The organism is Haloglomus irregulare (genome assembly GCF_007421925.1).
GTDB lineage: Archaea > Halobacteriota > Halobacteria > Halobacteriales > Haloarculaceae > Haloglomus > Haloglomus irregulare.
The window spans coordinates 357848-376167 of sequence record NZ_QMDX01000002.1; the positions used below are offsets into that span (position 1 = coordinate 357848).

General features: G+C 71.6%; 18 protein-coding genes and 1 pseudogene. 16 read left to right on the plus strand and 3 right to left on the minus strand.

Annotated elements, in window-relative coordinates; genetic code table 11:
• The first annotated feature begins 267 nt into the window (after positions 1-267).
• The 6 genes and pseudogenes from DP107_RS05580 (at position 268) to DP107_RS05605 (ending at position 7083) form a co-directional block, all read left to right on the plus strand.
• On the plus strand, positions 268-984 hold the full coding sequence (locus DP107_RS05580; RefSeq protein ID WP_144261157.1) for a universal stress protein: 717 nt from the start codon (positions 268-270) through the stop codon (positions 982-984).
• Between the two features lie 85 nt (positions 985-1069).
• Complete coding sequence (locus tag DP107_RS05585; RefSeq protein ID WP_144261158.1) at positions 1070-2440, plus strand: APC family permease; 1371 nt, start codon at positions 1070-1072, stop codon at positions 2438-2440.
• 121 nt (positions 2441-2561) lie between these two features.
• The gene (locus tag DP107_RS05590) at positions 2562-4193 is read left to right on the plus strand and encodes a potassium channel family protein (RefSeq protein ID WP_144261159.1); all 1632 of its coding nucleotides are present in this window, start codon (positions 2562-2564) and stop codon (positions 4191-4193) included.
• A gap of 325 nt (positions 4194-4518) precedes the next feature.
• Positions 4519-5253 carry an SDR family NAD(P)-dependent oxidoreductase gene (locus DP107_RS05595; protein WP_144261160.1) on the plus strand — a complete coding sequence of 245 codons (735 nt, stop codon included), beginning with the start codon at positions 4519-4521 and terminating at the stop codon, positions 5251-5253.
• 45 nt (positions 5254-5298) lie between these two features.
• Positions 5299-5802 carry a redoxin domain-containing protein gene (locus DP107_RS05600; protein WP_144261161.1) on the plus strand — a complete coding sequence of 168 codons (504 nt, stop codon included), beginning with the start codon at positions 5299-5301 and terminating at the stop codon, positions 5800-5802.
• A 70-nt stretch (positions 5803-5872) separates the two neighbouring features.
• Positions 5873-7083: pseudogene (locus DP107_RS05605) on the plus strand (alanyl-tRNA editing protein).
• Positions 7084-7093: 10 nt separating this feature from the next.
• Here DP107_RS05605 and DP107_RS05610 read toward each other — a convergent pair.
• Entirely contained in the window at positions 7094-8809 is a 1716-nt protein-coding gene (locus DP107_RS05610) for a hypothetical protein (RefSeq protein WP_144261162.1), read from the minus strand.
• Positions 8810-8931: 122 nt separating this feature from the next.
• Here DP107_RS05610 and DP107_RS05615 point away from each other — a divergent pair, with 122 nt between their 5' ends.
• Positions 8932-9111 carry a hypothetical protein gene (locus DP107_RS05615; protein ID WP_144261163.1) on the plus strand — a complete coding sequence of 60 codons (180 nt, stop codon included), beginning with the start codon at positions 8932-8934 and terminating at the stop codon, positions 9109-9111.
• On the opposite strand, the gene DP107_RS05620 is transcribed toward DP107_RS05615, so the two are convergent.
• Positions 9108-9836, minus strand: a complete 729-nt coding sequence (locus DP107_RS05620) for a YqjF family protein (protein ID WP_144261164.1) — start codon at positions 9834-9836, stop codon at positions 9108-9110. The two genes, DP107_RS05615 and DP107_RS05620, sit on opposite strands and share 4 nt — an antisense overlap.
• Positions 9837-9916: 80 nt before the next feature.
• On the opposite strand from DP107_RS05620, the gene DP107_RS05625 reads away from it, so the two are divergent.
• The 6 genes from DP107_RS05625 (at position 9917) to DP107_RS05645 (ending at position 15093) form a co-directional block, all read left to right on the plus strand.
• Positions 9917-10633 carry an NAD(P)-binding oxidoreductase gene (locus DP107_RS05625; protein ID WP_144261165.1) on the plus strand — a complete coding sequence of 239 codons (717 nt, stop codon included), beginning with the start codon at positions 9917-9919 and terminating at the stop codon, positions 10631-10633.
• A 156-nt stretch (positions 10634-10789) separates the two neighbouring features.
• Entirely contained in the window at positions 10790-11350 is a 561-nt protein-coding gene (locus tag DP107_RS05630; protein ID WP_144261166.1) for a nucleoside-triphosphatase, read from the plus strand.
• 68 nt (positions 11351-11418) lie between these two features.
• Positions 11419-12330, plus strand: coding sequence for an SDR family NAD(P)-dependent oxidoreductase (locus DP107_RS05635; protein ID WP_144261167.1), 912 nt, complete (start codon positions 11419-11421; stop codon positions 12328-12330).
• A gap of 68 nt (positions 12331-12398) precedes the next feature.
• On the plus strand, positions 12399-12545 hold the full coding sequence (locus DP107_RS19875; RefSeq protein ID WP_185977183.1) for a hypothetical protein: 147 nt from the start codon (positions 12399-12401) through the stop codon (positions 12543-12545).
• 105 nt (positions 12546-12650) lie between these two features.
• Entirely contained in the window at positions 12651-13865 is a 1215-nt protein-coding gene (locus DP107_RS05640) for an MFS transporter (RefSeq protein WP_144261268.1), read from the plus strand.
• 127 nt (positions 13866-13992) lie between these two features.
• Positions 13993-15093 carry a PGF-CTERM sorting domain-containing protein gene (locus DP107_RS05645; protein ID WP_144261168.1) on the plus strand — a complete coding sequence of 367 codons (1101 nt, stop codon included), beginning with the start codon at positions 13993-13995 and terminating at the stop codon, positions 15091-15093.
• A 2-nt stretch (positions 15094-15095) separates the two neighbouring features.
• Here the strand turns inward: DP107_RS05645 and DP107_RS05650 are convergent, their stop codons facing one another.
• Positions 15096-15779, minus strand: a complete 684-nt coding sequence (locus DP107_RS05650; RefSeq protein WP_144261169.1) for a helix-turn-helix domain-containing protein — start codon at positions 15777-15779, stop codon at positions 15096-15098.
• 143 nt (positions 15780-15922) lie between these two features.
• Between DP107_RS05650 and DP107_RS05655 the strand changes: the two genes are divergently transcribed.
• The 3 genes from DP107_RS05655 (at position 15923) to cruF (ending at position 18307) form a co-directional block, all read left to right on the plus strand.
• Positions 15923-16405: a cupin domain-containing protein gene (locus DP107_RS05655; RefSeq protein ID WP_144261170.1), complete on the plus strand. Its 483-nt coding sequence runs from the start codon at positions 15923-15925 to the stop codon at positions 16403-16405.
• Between the two features lie 78 nt (positions 16406-16483).
• Positions 16484-17251 (plus strand): Nif3-like dinuclear metal center hexameric protein, encoded by a 768-nt coding sequence (locus DP107_RS05660; protein WP_185977196.1) that lies wholly within the window; start codon positions 16484-16486, stop codon positions 17249-17251.
• Between the two features lie 201 nt (positions 17252-17452).
• Complete coding sequence (gene cruF, locus DP107_RS05665) at positions 17453-18307, plus strand: bisanhydrobacterioruberin hydratase (RefSeq protein ID WP_238330782.1); 855 nt, start codon at positions 17453-17455, stop codon at positions 18305-18307.
• Positions 18308-18320: the final 13 nt, after the last annotated feature.

Here is an 18320-nt window from a genome sequence, read left to right on the forward strand (position 1 = left end):
GTCGTCGGGTTCGACGGAACGATGCGATCCGACCGCCCTCGTATCGAGCGGCGCCGTGGTACCCGTCGATCGGCTGGCTCGTGCCCGGATATCGGTGGATATCCCGCGATAACTCGATTACGGGGCGGTATGTGTGGATATATCGTATACTTTCCACTATACGGAAATATTCACCATATTGATTCCAAAAACGACTCATTACGTCGAAACGACGCGGCGCGTTGCGGGTTCCGACCAACCTTTAGGCCCTGATACTCATTACCGTACATGAACTCGACACACGGGGTCCTCGTCCCGTTCGAACTACCGGACGCGGAGGAGGTTCCACGAGTGTTGATCGACACGCTCTCGACGATGGAGGTGGTCCTGCTCGGCCACTACCAACTACCGGAGCAGACGCCCACCTCTGCGGGACGCGACCAGTTCGAGGACGACGCACAAGCGGAACTCGAGGACATCGCCCGGCGGTTCGAGGCGGCAGGAGTCTCGACGACCACCCGACTCGTGTTCGGGAAAGCCCGCGAGAAGAGCATCGATCGCGTCGCAATAGAGGAGGACTGCGACGTGATCCTGACGCCCGGTCGCGCCGACGCGATCACACGGGTGCTCGTGCCGCTCCGCGGTGAGGCGAACTTCGACCGGATCCTCTCGTTCGTCGGGGAGTTACTGACCGCGACCGAGGCGTCCGTCACACTGTTCCATGCGGACGAGGAGTCCGACCGGCTCCCGGGCGAGGAGATCCTCGCGGATGCGACCGACCGCCTCGTATCGGCCGGCATCGACCCCGATCGCATCAGCCGACAGTCGTCGACGGAGGACGATGTCGGACGGAGCATCGTCGATCTCGGAGACACGTTCGACCTACTCGTGCTTGGCGAAACGGAACCCTCGCTCCGTGATCGGATCTTCGGGACTCGCCCGGCACAGGTGACCGCCGACACGGACGACCCTGCCTTCGTCGTTCGAAACGCCGAGCAATCATGATCGCTCGACCGACGCCGTGGGACTCATGCCGGACGGGGAGGCCGAGGCCGATCGCGCTCCCGAACGATGCGGCGGTGCTCGGCGAATGAAAAACGATCTCGAACGCGATCTCGGTCTCTACGCGACCGTCACCATCAGCATGGGGGCGATGATCGGGAGCGGGATCTTCGTTCTCCCGGCGCTGGGGTTCAAGAAGGCCGGCCCGGCGGTCATCGTCGCGTACGTCCTCGCCGGACTGGTCGTGCTGCCGGCGGCGCTGTCGAAGGCGGAGATGGCGACCGCGATGCCCGAGTCCGGCGGGACGTACATCTACATCGACCGGGCGATGGGCCCGCTTGCCGGCACGGTCGCGGGGATCGGCGCGTGGTTCTCGCTGGTGTTCAAGAGTTCCTTCGCCCTGGTCGGACTGGGGGCGTATCTGCTCCTTCTGGTCCCGCTGTCGGGCGGGTTGGTGAAGGCCGTCGCGCTGGGGCTGGCGGCGCTGATCGTCGTCCTCAACATCGTCGGGACCGAGCAGAGCGGGACGGCCCAGTCGATCATCGTCACCGCCGTCGTGGTGGCGCTGGCGGCGTACGTGCTCAACGCCGGCGTTGCGGTCGATACGGCCCGGTTCCAGGGGTTCGCCGACAAGGGCACCGGTGGCGTCGTCACCGCGGCCGCGTTCGTCTTCGTCTCCTATGCGGGCGTGACCAAGATCGCCAGTGTGGCCGAGGAGATCGAGGACCCCGACCGGAACCTCCCACTGGGCATCCTCATCTCGATGGGCGTGATGATGCTCCTGTACACCCTCGTCGTCGCAGCCGTCGTCGGCCTGAACGACGCGAAGACGCTGACGAGCACTGGACCCGGAGCCGGTGACAGCCCGTCGTTGACCCCGATGGCCGACGGTGCCGGCCAACTCCTCGGGGGAGTCGGCGTCGCCGTCATCTCGGTGGTGGCGATCCTGGCGCTGACCAGTATGGCCAACGCCGGGGTGCTGGCCTCCTCGCGGTTCCCGCTGGCGATGAGCCGCGACTCGCTGGCGCCCGGGGGACTCGCCCGGGTCAGCGAGCGGTTCCAGACCCCCCGGAACGCGATCCTCGTGACCGGCGGGCTCCTGCTCGCGCTGATCGCGTTCGTCCCGGTGGTCGAACTGGCGAAGCTGGCCAGCGCGTTCCAGATCCTCGTGTTCTCGATCGTCAACATCGCCCTGATCGTCTTCCGGACCAGCGGCGTCGAATCGTATCAGCCGTCGTTCCGGTCGCCGGGCTACCCGTTCGTCCAGATCGTCGGCGTGGTCGGCGGCTTCGCGCTACTCACGCAGATGGGGACGCTCCCGATCCTCGGCGCGGCCGGCATCATCGTCGGTGGGGTCGCGTGGTACCTGCTCTACGGCCGCTCCCGGACGGATCGCGAGGGTGCGCTGGGGGTCATCCTCGCCCGACGACGCGACGAGGAGCCGGTGACCTCCGACTGAATCGATCCGTCCGCCCGGGCCCGGCAAGTCCACGCGGGCGCTCGACGAGGCCCTGGCACTGTCACAGGCGGCGACGACCGTACCGAGATGGTTTACCGACCCGAGGCTAATCCCCGTACACATGGACAAGTGGCAGCGTCGAACCGTCTACTATGTGGTCCTCCTGACCGGCTCGATGCTCGTGTTCGCGGTGCTCTATCAGAACGGGATGCGGATCTACGAGGGAAGGCCGAGGACGTTCCTCCACTCCGTGCAGATCGTCGTCGAGACGTTCACGACGACGGGGTTCGGCTCGGACTCCCCCTGGACCAGCCCGCAGATGAACGTGCTCGTGATCGTCATGGACCTCTTCGGGACGGTGCTCATCTTCATGGCGTTTCCCGTCCTCGCGTTCCCGCTGCTCGAGGACATCCTCTCGACGACCGTCCCCACAGCCGTCGACGACCTCGACGACCACGTGGTGATCTGCACGTACACGCCCCGTGCCGACATCCTCATCGACGAGCTGGAGTCACGGGATGTCGACTACGTCATCGTGGAGCCGGACCGTGACCGGGCGACCCGTCTGTACGAGGACGGCTACCGTATCATCCGGGCGGACCCGGAGTCGACGTCCGGGCTCGAGGGGGCGAATCTGGCCGCTGCGAGGGCGCTCGTCGCCGACGTGTCGGATCAGGTCGACGCGAGCATCGTCCTCACCGCCCGGGAGCTCGCCGACGATGTCCTGACACTCAGCGTCGTCGAGGAGCCCGACCGGGCAGCGTACCACCGCCTCGCGGGGGCCGACGAGGTGCTCTCCCCGCGCCCGCTGCTGGGTCAGAGTCTCGCCTCGAAGGTGACGACGTCGGTCACGAGCGCACTGGACGATGTCGTGGAGATCACCGACGAGTTCGAGATCGCCGAATTTCCGATCCACCGCGGGAGCCAGCTCGTCGGGAAGACGCTCGCGGAGAGCGGCATCCGCGAACAGGCCGGTGTCAACGTCATCGGGGCATGGTTCCGCGGCGAGTTCGAGACGCCACCCGACCCCGAGACGACACTGACCAACAGCACGGTGTTGCTGGCGACCGGTCGCGAGGCGCAGCTCGAACGGTTACGAGACCTCACCCAATCGGGGATGCGACCGATAGATCGGGGGGATACGATCGTCGTCGGATACGGGGAGGTCGGTCGAACCGTCACTGACGCGCTCGCCGATGCCGGACTTCCGTATACGGTCGTCGACCGGACGGACTTCGAGGGTGTCGACGTGGTCGGGGACGCGAGCGAACCCGAGACGCTCAGAGAGGCGGGCATCGGTGACGCCAGTACGGTCATCTTGGCACTCCCCGACGACACGACGGCCGAGTTCACCGCCCTCGTGGTCCGGGATTCGAGCGCTGACGTGGAGATCATCGCCCGCGTCGAGGAGTCACGGAGTATCTCGAAGATGTACCAGGCGGGTGCGGACTACGTGCTGGCACTCGCGACCGTGACCGGTCGAATGCTGGCGTCGCGGATACTCGAGGACGAGGACGTTCTCTCGCTGGACCAGCAGGTGGAGGTCGTCCGCACACCCGCATCCGAACTCGTCGGACGAACGCTCGGGGAGGCACGCGTGCGGTCGGAATCCGGCTGTACCGTCGTCGGGATCGAGCGCAACGGAGACGTGCTCTCGGACATCGGCCCGGCGGTTCGCGTCGAGGACGGCGACGAACTCATTATCGCCGGAACCGACGACGGGGTCCAACGGTTCACCGAGCTCTACGGTTGAGGGAGGAGTGTCGGTCGCCGGAGTCGCGACCCGGCGATGGTGTGTTCGGACTGCGGCAGCGCGGGTTCGTCGGGGGACTCGCGCAGCCGGCCGTGTCAACGCCGGCGACTCCCTCGCCCCGCGAACACGTTCGCTGAGAGCCCCCGATCCGGCCGCCGGGAGCCACGGTTCCCCCGACCGGCCGTATATCCTGGCCGACTCGGCCGTTACACGCCGACTCGCGTCCCGCTCCCGCCTGTACGACTCCTTCCGATGTCCGACGGACCAGCCGTCGAGCCGACCCCTGTCGGGCGGATTCAAGTCGCTGCCGCCCCCACGGGGTGACGTGCACGAGCCCGACCTGAGCGGACGGACGGCACTGGTGACCGGGAGTGCGAAGCGGGTGGGCCGGGAGCTGCTGTTGCGCCTGGCCGACCACGGCGCCGACGTGGCGGTCCACTACCGCGAGAGCGATGCCGCGGCCACGGCGACCGCCGACGAGGCCCGCGACCGGGGGGTAGAAGCGACGACCGTCCAGGGGGACGTGACCGACCCCGACTCCGTGGACGCCATGTTCGACGCCGCCGAGGCGGAACTGGGCCCCGTCGACGTGCTCGTCAACAACGTCGGCGACTTCGACGCCCGGCACTGGACGGAGATCGAGTGGGAGGCCTGGCGCAACGTCGTCGAGAGCACCTTCTACGGCACCGTGCTCTGCTCGCGGCGGGCGCTCCCGGGAATGCGCGAGCAGGGATGGGGCCGTATCGTCAACGTCGGCTTCGCCGACAGCGACCGGATGCACGCCCACCCGGTCAACTTCCCGTACTTCGTCGCGAAGACGGGCGTCCTGATGTTCACGCGGATGCTCGCAGGCGACACCCAGGACGACGGCGTCACCGTCAACGCCGTCTCCCCGTTCGCGGTCGAGAACACGGTCTCCGACGTCTCCGGGTTCCCGCGGGGGCGGGCGGCCTCGTTCGACGACGTCGCCGCGCCGGTGCTGTTCTTCTGCTCGGCGGCGGCCGACTACATCAGCGGCGAGAACGTCGCCGTCGACGGCGGCCGGCTCCCCGAGCGCTGAGGTCGCGACCCGAACCGTCTTGTTGCCGCCAGCCCCGAACCCGGTATGATCGAACCGGGTGACACGGTACCCGACTTCACCGCGCCGATGGCGACGCCGGAGAACGCCGCCGGACAGGGCGAGTACACCGCAGCGGACATCGCGTCGTTCAGTCTCTCCACGGCGCTCGCCGACGGTCCCGTCGTGCTCGCCTTCTTCCCCGGCGCGTTCAGCCGGACCTGTACGACGGAACTGTGCCAGGTCCGTGACTGGCGGGCCGAACTCGCCGCCCTCGACGCCCGGGTGTACGGCGTGAGCGCGGACACCCCGTGGTCGCTGCTGGCGTTCATCGAGGAGTACGGCCTCGACTACCCGCTGCTCTCGGGGTTCAACAACACCGTGATCGCCGACTACGGGATGTCACTGACGGAGGGTCCGCTGGCCGGGCTCGCGCGGCGCGGGGTCCTCGTCATCGACACGAACCGGACGGCCCGGTACCGCTGGGTGGGCGACGACCTCCGCGACCTCCCGGACCTGACGACGGTGCGGGAGGCGCTGGCGGCGGTCTGAGCCGCCCCGGCCGGGCGACCGTGTCGCCGCCACCGTCAGTGGTTAGCCGTGCCCTGCCGTGACGACCCACATGACGACCCGTTCGCTCGCGCCCGACGACCCCGCCCGCACCGCCTTCGACGCGACCGTGACGGAGCGCCGCGACGACCCGCCCGCGGTCGGCCTCGCGGAGACGTACTTCTACCCCGAGGGGGGCGGCCAGCCGGCCGACCGCGGCACCGTCGCCGGTGTCGACGTCACCGACGTCCAGTCCGTCGACGGCCGGGTCCTCCACCGGCTGGCCGAACCGCTCCCGGCGGACGAGGTGATACGGTCACGTGTGCCGTCGACGCCGGGTTCCGAACCTACTGCCGGCGGGCACACACGGCCAGTCACGTCCTGTACGGCGCCGGGCGACGGCTGTTCGACGAGCTCGGCTACGCCGGGTTCGGCATCCGGCCGCCCGAGGACGACGGCGGCAAGGTCCGCGTCGACCTCCGGACGCCCGACGGTGTGGACGACGACGACCTCGTCGCCTTGGAGCGGCTGACCAACCGTGCCGTCTGGGACTCCCGCGAGGTCTCCTGGCGGCGGGTCGACGCCGACGAGGCGCTGGCCCGCGAGGACGTGGCGTTCAACAGGAAGACGGAGGAGGGGATCACCGGCGATACCGTCCGCCTCATCGAGATCGACGGCTGGGACGTGGCGGCCTGCGGCGGCACGCACGTCGCGAACACACGCGAGATCGGCCCGATGACGGTCCTCGACCGGTCGAACCCCGGCGAGGGACGGACCCGCGTCGAGTTCGCCGTCGGGCCGCGCGCCATCGACCGCCGGGCGAACGACCACCGGGCGGCGCTCGCCGCGGCGCGGACGCTCGGCGTCGGCGTCGCGGACCTGCCCGACGCGGTGGCCCGGCTCCGGCAGGGCCGCGACGACCTGGAGTCGGAGCTGTCGGCGCTGCGCGAGCGGTACGTCGACGCTCGTGTCGCCGCGCTGCGCGGGACCGCGGTCGAGCGCGACGGTCGGCGATGGCTCGTCGGCGTCATCGCGGGGGTCGACGTCAACGCGCTGGCCGACCGTGCCGAAGCGGTCGCCGGCGACGACGCCGCGGTGGTCGCGCTCGTGACCGACGACGCCTCGCTCGTGGTCGCCACGGACGGCAGCGTCGACGCCGGCGACGTCGCGGCCGACGTGACCGGCCGGTTCGGCGGCGGCGGCGGCTCCCCGACCGTCGCGCAGGCCGGCGGCATCGACGCCGACCCGGATGCCGTCGTCGCGTTCCTGCGCGGGTCCGCCTGAGCAGGCGTCCTCAGCCGGCCACGAGGGACCGCCAGGCCGACCAGCGCAACTCCGGATAGAGCGACTCGAAGGTCGCCCGCCGGTATTCGAGGCGTCCGTCGCCGTCGCGGTCGAGTAGTGTCAGCTCCCCCGTCCCGTCGGCATCGCGGTCGACGACCGTGACCCGTCTCCGGGTATCGCCGACCGCGAGAGTGGTTGTCAGCCGGTCGTAGGGGACACCCGTGACGAGGCGGGGCGGGCCATCGGGACGGCCGGCATCGGCGAGCCCCTGGGCGGCCAGCTGCGTGCGCCTGTCCACCCCACGGAGCACCGGGTAGCCGTCGCCCGATGGCACCGGTGCTGGCGGCTGGCCGGCGACGACCGGCACCCACGGGCCGTCGAAGGTCAGGTCGGTCGCCGTCCCCGCGGTCCGGCCCCGCAGTTCGGCGGTTCCGACCCCGCCATCGTCGGCGCCGGCGGACTCGCGCTGGCCGGTCGCCGTGCGGTCCCACGCGACCGCCGTGACACGGGCCTCGTCGCGGCCGGAGCGGAGGTTCAGCCCGACAGCGCCGCCGGTGGTCTCCGGGGTGCCGGTCACGGACCCCGCCGCGTACGAGTCGGTGACGCTGGCCGTGCCGAAGGCGCCGGCGTTCGTCCCGACCAGTCCTCCGGTGCCGTTCCGTCCGGTGACGGCGCCGAGCGCGTAGGCCCGACCGACGGTGCTCCCGACGTTGACCCCGACGAGCCCGCCGACGTAGCTCTGTCCGGTCACGTTCCCGGTCGCCAGTGACTCCGTGACGCGAGCACCGCCGCCGCCTCCTGCGCTGACTATCTCCCCGTTCTCCAGGGTGACGTCCCCGCCGTTCCCGCCGACGAGGCCACCGACCTCCCGAACGCCGGTTACCCGCCCCGTGGCGGCCGACCCGGTGATGCTCCCACGGTTCGCCCCGACCAGGCCGCCGACGAGCGCGACGCCGGTCACCGGCCCCGTCGCGACGGCGTCCGCGACGGTGCCGCCGTTCTCGCCGACCAGACCGCCAGCGCCTCTGAACGCGCTGGTCACGGTCGCGGCCGCGGTGGCGTTCGTGAGAGTCCCACGGTTGAAACCGACGACGCCGCCGGGGGCCTTGCTGATGACCGTACGCCCGTCACGGGTCGTATTGACGCCTCGCACGGTGCCGGCGGTCGAGACGTCCTGGACGGTGCCCCGGTTCACCCCCGCGAGCAGTCCGCTCGCCAGGACCCCCTCGACCGTCCCCAGGACCGAGGCGTCGCGCACGGTGCCGCGGTTCACCCCTACGAGCCCCCCGACGCCACGGGTGACGGCGTCGCTCCCGTCGACGTTCGCGTTGACGAGTGCCACGTTCCGGACCACCCCGTCCCGGCCGACGGTCCCGAACAGGCCGACCCCCTGCCCCTCGGCCCGTTCGATGCTGACGTCGGCGATGACGTGGCCGTTGCCGTCGAAGGTGCCGGTGAACGGGGCGTCGTCGGTCCCGATGGGACGGAAACCCTCCCCACCGTTCGCGTCCGGGCCGGCGACCGTGGCGTATCCCGGGCTCGCCGCCGTGAGGTCGCCCGTGAGGACGTAATCGGCGTCCGGGTTCGCCCGCATCACCGAGAGGTCCCGCCAGTCGTCGATCTCGATCGGTTCCGTCTCCTGGCCCGTGGCCGGTGCGGCCCCGGACCCGACGGCAGCCACCACCAGCAGGAGTGCCGTCGCGGCCGCACGCATCGTCGTTCCCATACGTTCCCACGATACGGCGTGGCCGCCGAGTATCTTGTCCGGTCCGTGGGCGGACTGTCCGGCAGTCCCGCGGGTGACTCGCGTCCGGGGGATTCAGCACCGGGCCGCCCGAACACGGACGTATGTCGCTACATCCACGCCGAACCGTCGCTTACACGGCTGGCGCCTGTGCCGGGGGTTTCACGACGGCCGCGCTGGTCGCGGCCCGGCGGCGCGAGTTCCGCGCGGCCGGCCGCTGGCTGGCGTTCGCCGCGCTGGCCGGTGCGCTCTCGGTCGTCGCCGAGGAACTCGTGCCGGACTAATCCCGTGTCTCGGGCGGGAGCACGCCCATCCGGAAGCCGGGGCTGTAGCGCAGTTCGGGTGCCGCGTCGGGCTCCGGGAGCCCGGCGGCCGCGAGCAGCGTGTTCGTCCTGACCGTCGCGTCGACCGGCCGCAGCTCCCAGGGGTCGCGCTCGATGCGCCCGACCACGACGCCGTCGCTGCCGTCGCCCGGGAGCGCCGCGGTCGCCTCCCGTGCCGGGAACAGGTAGCGGACCCGCTCGATGCAGAACGCCTCGATGCTGTCGGGCTCGGCGGCGTAGGCCTCGCCGTCCGGCCGGTAGCGCGCCGCGAAGACGGCCGCGTCCCCGGCGTCGGTCCGGCGACGGCTGGTGAACCGGACGGTGTCGCCGGCCCGTCGGATGCGGGCCTGCGCGGGGCGGAACGGGAGGCCGAACGCGCGCTGGCCGACCGCCGCGCCCAGCCGACTGCCGCTGTCCAGCGAGAGGAAGTAGACGCCGGACTCGTCCCCGTGCTCGACGTAGGTCCGGAGGTTGAGCTGGGCGAACCCGCGACGGAGCCCCCGTGGGACCGACAGCGCCCCCGGCGCGACCGCGACGTTCTCCAGGGCCAGCGCGCTCACCCGCGCCCGGCCGTCGTACGCCGCCACCGACAGTGGGTCCGGGACCAGCGGCTCGACGGCCGCGGGGTCCAGCGGCCAGTGAGCGAACAGGACGTCGCGACCGGTGACGGTGAGCAGCGGGGGCATCGACGCCCCGTGCTACGGTCGGCCACGACTAAGTACCGACGCTGGCGGGGGGTTTTGTCGCTGGCGCCCCCAGCGACCGTATGGACACGGACGACCGGACGACGCCCGACCCGGCGGAGACGCGTATCCTCGTCGCGGGGGCCAGCGGCGACACCGGGCAGTGTGTGCTCCGGGCGCTCGAGGGCCGCCCGCCGACCGTCCGGGCGCTCACGCGCTCGGCGGACAACCGCGACCCGCTGACCCGACTCGGGGCCGACGAGGTGGTCGTCGGCGACCTGCTCGACCCCGACGACGCCCGCACGGCGGTCGCGGATGTCGATGTCGTCCTCAGCGCGGTCGGCTCCGGGGTCCGGACGGTGCTCACGGCCGACGAGTTCGTCGACGGCGCCGGAACCCGCAATCTCGTCGAGGCCGCGACCGCGGCCGGCGCGACGGCGTTCGTCATGGAGTCGGCCCTGGGCGTCGGCGACGAGCCGGCCAGCCCGCTTGCCGCCGCGTTCGACCTGTTCATCGGCCCGGTCCAGCGCGCGAAGGCCGAGGCCGAGGCCGCCCTCCGGGACTCGCCGCTCCGACACACTGTCCTCCGTCCGGGCGTGCTGACCGGCGGCCCCCGGACCGGGCTGGTGCAGGTGGCCGACCCCGGCGCCCGCCTCTGGGGTGCCGTCACCCGGGCGGACGTGGCCCACCTGCTTGCGGCCGCCCCGTTCACCCCCGCCGCGGCCGACCGCACGCTGGAGGTCGTCTCCAACCCGCTGCTGAAGCGCCGTGCCGACCCCATCGACTGGCTGTTCCCGTGATGTCGTGGGGATAATAGCTCTATATCGGACAGTAGCGAAGAATCTCGATCGTAGAACGAAAAATAGGGTTCTCGATGCGAAACCGGCGCTCCCGGCTCGGATACCCGACCCGGCGCTCCCGACAGCCATAGGCACGTGGCGGCCCTCCGACCGGTCGTGCCTGCCAACGTCTTCGTGACGGGACCGCCGGGAAGCGGGAAGACGACCGCCGTCGAGCGGGCCCGTGAGCGGCTGGCCGACCGCGGTCACGTCGCGGCCGGCGTCCGCGCCCCCGAGGTCCGGGAGGGCGGCGAGCGGGTCGGGTTCGACATCGTCTCGCTCCGGACCGGTCGGCGGGCGGCGATGGCCCGAATCGACCGCGACGCCGGGCCGGGCGTCGGGAAGTACCGGGTCGATGTCCGCGCGGTCGACCGGCTGGTCGCGGACGCGCTGGACACCGCCGGCGTCGACTACCTGCTGCTGGACGAGATCGGACCGATGCAGGTCCGCAGTGACACGTTCGTCCGTCGGGTCCGCGCGGCGCTCGACGCCGAGACGCCGGTGCTGGCGACGGTGAAGGCCGACTCGCGACCGGACGGCGACCGTGACCCGACGGACTTCATCGAGGCGGTCCACGACCGCGACGACGGACTCCGGGTCACCGTGACGCCGGCGGAACGGGACGCGCTGCCGGAGCGACTGGCGGCGGCCGTCGCGGCCCGCTGCGGGGGCGACTAGGCCCGGTCGCGGCCGCCCCGGTCGCCGCGAGCGGGCCCCATATCAAGCCGCCGCCCCTGGGTCCGGTGATGACCGAACGACCGGAAGTCGGCGCCGGCGTGGCCGACGTCGACTTGCAGGGGCGGACGGCTCTCGTGACGGGCTCGACGAGCGGCATCGGGCGCGAGGCGGCGCTCGCGCTCGGCCGCCTGGGCGCGGACGTCCTCGTCCACGGGCGCGACCGCGAGGCCGGGCGCCAGGTGACCGACGAACTGGAGCGGCTGGACGTCGATGCCCGGTTCGAGGCGGCGGACTTCGCCGACGTCGACGCCGTTCGCGACCTCGCCGCGGCCGTCCGCGACTGGACCGACGACCTGGATATCCTGGTGAACAACGCCGGGGGCCTGTTCCAGGACGGCGACCGCACGGCGCTGGGCGTCGAACGGACGTTCCACGTCAACCACCTGGCGCCGTATCTGCTGACGACGGAGCTGCTGGACTGTCTCGCGCCGGAGGCGCGGGTCGTCACGACGGCCTCCGACGCCCACCGTGGCGTCGGGCTGGACCCGGACACCGTCACCGAGCCGGGTGGCGGGTTCCGGGCCTACCAGCGGTCGAAGCTGGCGAACGTGCTGTTCACGGCCGAACTCGCGCGCCGACTGCGGCACCACGGGGGCGACCGGACGGCGAACAGCCTCCATCCGGGCGCGATCCCGGGGTCGGGGTTCTCCCGGTTCCTGCCGGGACCGCTCCCGCGGGTGATGAAGGCGCTCGACGGGCTCCCGTTCGTCACGAGCGTGGCCGAGGGGGCCGAGACGGTCGTCTTCCTCGCGGCCTCGTCCCGGGTCGACGGGGTCTCCGGGCGCTACTTCGCCGACTGCGAGCCCCGGACGCCGAGCGGCCCGGCCCGTGACACCGAGATGGCCGAGCGCCTCTGGACCCGGAGCGCGGACCTGCTGAACATCGCGGAACCGCTCGCCGGGGACGCGGCGGCGGACTGAGCCGACCCGCGCCGGTCCCCCCGGCGAGGAGTAGACAGTTACTTCAGCGAGGACGAGAAGCGTCGGCCATGAGCGCCACGGTCGCCTACATCATCATCGCCACCTGCATCCTGGCCGTGTTCGCGGTCGGCGCGGCCGGCTGGTGGATGACCGACAAGACCCTCGGCGAGGACGAGGAGGACGAGGAGCCCCCCACCGGTGGGAGTGCGGCCTGAGCGCGGCCCCCCGATGTCCCGCACTGCCGCTGGCACCCCGTGCCGGCAGCCATCCGTCCCATCGCGCGTACCGTGACCGACGCGGACGGCGACTACGCCGGCCGGATGCTCGGCACCCTCCTCCTGGGGTGGGCCGTCCTCCAGTGTGGCCGGTTCATCCTCAGCCCGCTGCTGCCGGCCATCATCGACGACCTCTCGCTGACCGCCGCCACCGCCGGCCTGGCCCTGACCGCGTTCCAGGCCGTCTACGCCGTCACCCAGTACCCCAGCGGCCGGCTCTCCGACGAGTGGTCGCGCGCGACGCTCCTGCTCCCCGGCCTGGGCGTCCTCGTCGTCGCGTTCGTCGCCATCGGCGCGGCGCCGACCTATCTCGCCTTCGTCGGTGGGGCCGTCCTCCTCGGGCTCGGGAAGGGGGTCTACGTGGTCCCCTCGCGGGCGCTGCTCTCGGACCTGTTCGTCGAGCGCCGGGGGCGCGCGCTGGGGGTCTACACCGCCGGGACGGACGTCGGGGGGCTGGCGGCGGCGGGTCTGGCCGCGCTCGTGCTGGCGGCATCGCTCCCGCTCGTGGGGCTGCCCGCCGGCTGGCACGCCGCGCTGGAGGCGGCCGGCTGGCGGTCCCCGTTCCTCCCCATCGCCGGGCTGCTGGCGCTGGCGGCGCTGCTGTACGCCGCCTGGAACCGCGAGCCGTTCCGGCGGGGGCCGGCGTCGCTGGAGTTGGGGACGACCGTCCGGCGGCTCGCGACCACCCGCGAGCAGCGCGAGGTGCTGGCCGCCTACGCGCTGTTCTACTTCATGGTTGGCGGCTGGATCAACTTCCTCCCGACGTATCTCGCGACCGCGAAGGGGGCGCCCGAGTCGCTCGCGTCGGCGGGGTTCGCGCTGGTCTTTCTCACCGGCATCTGTACGAAACCCGCCGCGGGCTGGCTCTCCGACCGGTTCCCCCGACGGGCTGTCTCCGTGACGGGACTGCTGCTCGCGACGGCGGCGCTCGCGGGGGTGGTCCTCGCGTCGTCGGTCCCCGTGCTGGCGGTCTGCGTGGTCGCGCTCGCGCTGGGATACAAGACCCAGTTCCCCATCGTCGACGCCATCCTGCTGGACGCCGCGCCCGAGGCGAACATGGGTGGGGACCTCGGCGCCGCCCGGGCCCTGTTCCTCGGGGTCGGCAGCCTCGGCCCGGCCTACGTCGGCGTCACCGCGTCGACGCTCGGCTACGGCGTCGCCTTCGCCGGCCTGGCGGGGTGTCTGCTCGTCGCCGCCGGTATCATCGGCCGACAGCACCGTCGCCGTCGGAGCGCCGCGAGCGCGGCCCCCGGCGACTGACACCACTGCTCTCCGGGAGTTATCGGCGACCGGAGATAACCGGCAGTCCGCTAATCCTCCCATCGTCCGACGTGACCGCACGGAGTGGTGGGGACGTCCGTATCACTCCAGTTTCGAGTGAACCCGCATGCAACTGCAACGCACACATGCCGTCGCCCTGACGGCGCTCGTCGTCGTATCGGCGCTGCTCGCCAGCCCGGCAGCCGGGGGCCTCGTCGCCCAGGAGAGCGGCCCGCCGGCCCCCGACCAGGAGAACCGACCGCCGACCGACGGAGCCGACTTCATCGTCCGGCCCGATGACCCGCGCCCGGACACCGGGACCACCTACACGATGCTCGCCCGAGGGGCCGGACCCTGGGACGGGAGCAGGGGGCTCCAGGAGATAGACAACTACAAGATCACGACCCAGGACACCCGGTTCCAGGACTGCTCGCCCGACGACGCCCGGGCGTTCGGTATCGACCGCAACAACGACGACCCCGGCACGGGGACGGACGAGCCGCTGCTCCGGCATATGAAGAGCTACTCCGTCGACGGCCGGGTCATCGCGGTCGAGATCTACGACGATTCGGACCTCGGCGGGGCCCCGACCTTCCTCAACGACACGGACGAGACGGTCGCCCAGCTCGCCAACTGCGTCGTCACGCCGTCGGAGCCGGGCTGGTACCAGTTCAAGGGCTACGTGAACGGCACCAACTACGCGGGGAACTACCAGGAGGTGCTGATATACACCGAGTACTTCTACATCTGTGACTGCGACTCCGAGGCCGAGGAGCGGCTCGGCCCGAGGCCGCACAGCGGGTCCGACACCGGCTCGGGGTTGACCGACGACAGCACGGCGACGGCGACGGCCACCGACACCGCGACGCCGGAGCGCGGCGATCCGTCGACGGCGACGGCCGCCGGGACCGCCACGGCGACCGAGACGGCGACCGAGACGCGGACCGACACCGCCACCTCGACACGGGCCGATACCGCCACCGGGGAGCCGGACGCCGACGATGGCGACGATGCCGATAGCGGTGGTGGCGGTGACGGGACGGCCGCGACGGCCACCGGGACGGCCGCCGCCAGCGGCGACGACGGCGGGCAGGGGGCCCAACCACGGCGGAACCAGCAGGGCGGCGGCGCGGCGACGCCGACCATCGCCGAGGGACCGGGCTTCGGCGCAGTGGCGGCGCTCGTCGGGCTGCTGACGGTCGCGCTGCTCACCCTCCGGCGGCGATAGGGCTACGCGCGCTCGCTTCCCTGTGCCTGATGCTGCTCAAGGATGGAGGAGAGCATCGTCGACTCGGCCTTCCGCAGGTGCTCGTCGACGGTGGAGGGCGCCAGCTCGAGCTCGTCCGCGAGCTCCGTCTGTGTGATGCCCCGCGGGATACGGTAGTAGCCCCGGTCGACGGCGGTTTCGAAGATATCCCGCTGGCGCTCCGTCAGGAGCGACCGGGCGTCCTCCCGGCCCGGCGTGTAGTGGCCCACCTCCTCGACGGTCACCTGGACGCCGTCCGAGACGGTGGTGAGTGCCTCGCGGAGCGTCTCGTGCTGCCCCACGATGCGAACCCGGAGGCTCCCATCCTCCCGGAACGTGACCGGCGTCTCGATGATGAGCGCGTGCTCGTAACAGAGCGCGAGCAGCGTGCCGGTCGGGTCGGCGGGGATGAGGCGGACGTAGCAGTAGAACCCGCCGTCGGCATCGGGGTCGGTCACGTCGTAGTCCAGCAGTCCGTCGCCCTGTACCGCCACGGCCGCGGCCTCCGGGTCACCCCGGAGCCGGTAGAGCAGCGCGCCCGTCCCGTCCCCGTAGCCGTCGACGTGGTGGAGCAGCTCGCGCGTGATCCCGGAGGCAGCTGCCAGTCGACCGTCTATCGGATGCAGGCTGTCGCCGCCCGATGCCAGTACGAGGTCGAAGTAGCGCATCGTCCTACCGGGCCCGTGACGGGCCCTACTAACGGATTCACTCCCGTCTCCCGCATAACGGTTCCGGCGCGGGGTCGGGCGGTCCGCCGACGCGTCCACTCGCGACCCCGGCCGTTTATACTCGCCGCGCCCACGCGACCGCCATGGAGAAGGTCGCCATCGACGACGTCCCGACGGAGAACAGCCCTCTCGGCGTGCACAGCCTGCGGAAGCCGGTCTCGACGGCGCTCGGGACGGAGCACTTCGCGATGAACTACTTCGAACTCCAGCCCGGGGAGTCGTTCTCCGGTGGGCTCCACACCCATCACGACCAGGAGGAGGTGTTCTACGTGATGGCCGGCGAGGTCGAGTTCGAGGTCGGGATGGACCGCGAGGGGACGACGGTCGCGGCCGGCGAGCTGGTCCGGTTCGAGCCCGGCGAGTACCAGACCGGCTGGAACCGCGCCGACGAGCCCGCCACGGGCTGGGCGCTCGGCGCCCCCGGCGCCCAGCACGACTGGGACGAGCTGGAGTCCGTCGTCGACTGCCGGGAGTGCGGCGAGGAGACGCCCCACGCGACCCGCATCAACGAGAACGGCCGCTTCGAGATGACCTGCAACGACTGCGGCACGTCCTTCGAGATGTAGGCCCGGGCGCCCCGCTCGGCGGCGCGGCCACGAGCGGCAACGCTGAAACACCAGCCCGACCAGGGATGAGCTATGGCCATCCCGCTTCCCGAGTTCGTCGACCGGCTGAACGACCTGTTGGACGTCGAGGCGTACGCCGCCGACGCCGCAGTGCAGGGGCTCCAGGTCGGCCCCGAGGACGCCAGCGTCGACACCGCCGCCTTCGCCGTCGACGGCGTCCGGGCGACGTTCGAGACGGCCGCCGCCCGCGATGCCGACGTCATCGTCGTCCACCACGGCATCTCGTGGGGCGGCATCGACGCTGTCACCGGGAAGGAGTACGAGCGCGTCGCCGCCCTGGTCGAGAACGACCTCGCGCTGTACGCCGTCCACACGCCGCTGGACGGCCACGACGAGGTCGGCAACGCGGCGCTCCTGGCCGACCACCTCGACCTCGACGTGGTCGGGCCGTTCGGCGAGTTCGGCGGCGCCCACGTCGGCCAGCGCGCCCGTGCCCCCGAGCCGCGAACGGTCGAGGACCTCCGCGAGTCGCTCGCGACGCTGGCGACCGGCGACCAGCCCGTGCAGGTGCTCGACTTCGGGCCCGAGACGATCGAGGACGTGGCCGTCCTGACGGGCAGCGGCACCGACTGGCTGGACGAGGCCCGCGGGGCCGGCGTCGACGCGCTGGTCACCGGCGAGGGGAAGCAGCCGGCGTACCACGAGGCTCGCGAGGCCGGCATCCACGTCCTCCTGGCCGGGCACTACGCCACCGAGACGTTCGGCGTCCGTGCGCTGGCCGACCGCGTCGCCGGCTGGGACGCCGGGGTCGAGACGACGTACATCGAGCATCCGACGGGGCTGTGAGCCCGGGCGGCGGACGCCACCCTTCGGCCGGCAGGTGGCGAGACGCCCGACATGAGCGACGCGCCGGCCTCGGCGATGACCACGAGCTGCCCGTCCGAGCCGCCGGTGGAGGGTCCATGGCGCCCCACCACCGGCCACGCCCCGGGTCGGCTCGCGCACACATCCGAACCCCTTTGCTCGGCCCGGTCCAGGGTTCGCATCGTGAGCACGGACGTCAGCCCGCCGGCGCGGGCCCGGGTGGAGGCCGGCCTGGACGACCTGGTCCGGGAGAACCGGTTCACCATCGCCGTCGTCTTCCCGCTGTTCGGCGCAGTCCTGCTGGTCGCGTCGGCCGAGTCGCTGCTCCCGGCGTCGCTGAACTTCAACCCGTACCTCATCATCCTCGGCACGCTCGTGATGCGGCTCCCGCTGGTCGCCGGCCTCGCTCCGGTGATCGACCGCCGGGCCGCCGCGGGCCTCCTGCTGCTGACCGGCTACGCCTACGGCATCGAGTACGTCGGCGTCCTGACTGGGGTCCCCTACGGGAGCTTCGACTACGGCGTCGAGTTGGGGCCGATGCTGCTGGACACCGTTCCGCTGGGTCTCCCCGTCTTCTTCTTCCCGCTCGTCGTCAACGCCTACCTGCTCTGCCTCCTCCTGCTGGGCCCCCGCGCGGAGTCGACGGGCACCCGGCTCGCCAGTGTCATCGGTGTGGTCCTGCTGATGGACCTCGCTCTCGACCCGGGGGCCGTGGCGCTCACGTTCTGGGCGTACGACCCTGCCGGACCGTACTACGGGGTCCCGTGGTCGAACTACGCGGGCTGGGTCCTCTCTGCGACCGTCGCGGTCGTCACGCTGGACACCACCCTCGACCGGACCGGCCTGCGCGACCGCCTCGCCCGCTGCGAGTTCATGCTCGACGATCTCGTCTCCTTCGTCGTCCTCTGGGGGCTCATCAACGCCTACTTCGGGAACTGGATTCCCGTCGTTCTGGCGGGCGGCCTCGGTATCGCCCTGCTCGCCACCGACCGCTTCGACTTCGATGTGCGGCCGTCGCTCCCCTCGCTCGGCGGGTGACGGCGGCGACGGT

Coding starts and splice junctions, on each gene's coding strand:
- DP107_RS05580 (WP_144261157.1), top strand. CDS start 268: ATGAACTCGACACACGGGGTCCTCGTCCCGTTCGAACTACCGGACGCG.
- DP107_RS05585 (WP_144261158.1), top strand. CDS start 1,070: ATGAAAAACGATCTCGAACGCGATCTCGGTCTCTACGCGACCGTCACC.
- DP107_RS05590 (WP_144261159.1), top strand. CDS start 2,562: ATGGACAAGTGGCAGCGTCGAACCGTCTACTATGTGGTCCTCCTGACC.
- DP107_RS05600 (WP_144261161.1), top strand. CDS start 5,299: ATGATCGAACCGGGTGACACGGTACCCGACTTCACCGCGCCGATGGCG.
- DP107_RS05610 (WP_144261162.1), bottom strand. CDS start 8,809: ATGGGAACGACGATGCGTGCGGCCGCGACGGCACTCCTGCTGGTGGTG.
- DP107_RS05615 (WP_144261163.1), top strand. CDS start 8,932: ATGTCGCTACATCCACGCCGAACCGTCGCTTACACGGCTGGCGCCTGT.
- DP107_RS05620 (WP_144261164.1), bottom strand. CDS start 9,836: ATGCCCCCGCTGCTCACCGTCACCGGTCGCGACGTCCTGTTCGCTCAC.
- DP107_RS05625 (WP_144261165.1), top strand. CDS start 9,917: ATGGACACGGACGACCGGACGACGCCCGACCCGGCGGAGACGCGTATC.
- DP107_RS05635 (WP_144261167.1), top strand. CDS start 11,419: ATGACCGAACGACCGGAAGTCGGCGCCGGCGTGGCCGACGTCGACTTG.
- DP107_RS19875 (WP_185977183.1), top strand. CDS start 12,399: ATGAGCGCCACGGTCGCCTACATCATCATCGCCACCTGCATCCTGGCC.
- DP107_RS05640 (WP_144261268.1), top strand. CDS start 12,651: ATGCTCGGCACCCTCCTCCTGGGGTGGGCCGTCCTCCAGTGTGGCCGG.
- DP107_RS05645 (WP_144261168.1), top strand. CDS start 13,993: ATGCAACTGCAACGCACACATGCCGTCGCCCTGACGGCGCTCGTCGTC.
- DP107_RS05650 (WP_144261169.1), bottom strand. CDS start 15,779: ATGCGCTACTTCGACCTCGTACTGGCATCGGGCGGCGACAGCCTGCAT.
- DP107_RS05655 (WP_144261170.1), top strand. CDS start 15,923: ATGGAGAAGGTCGCCATCGACGACGTCCCGACGGAGAACAGCCCTCTC.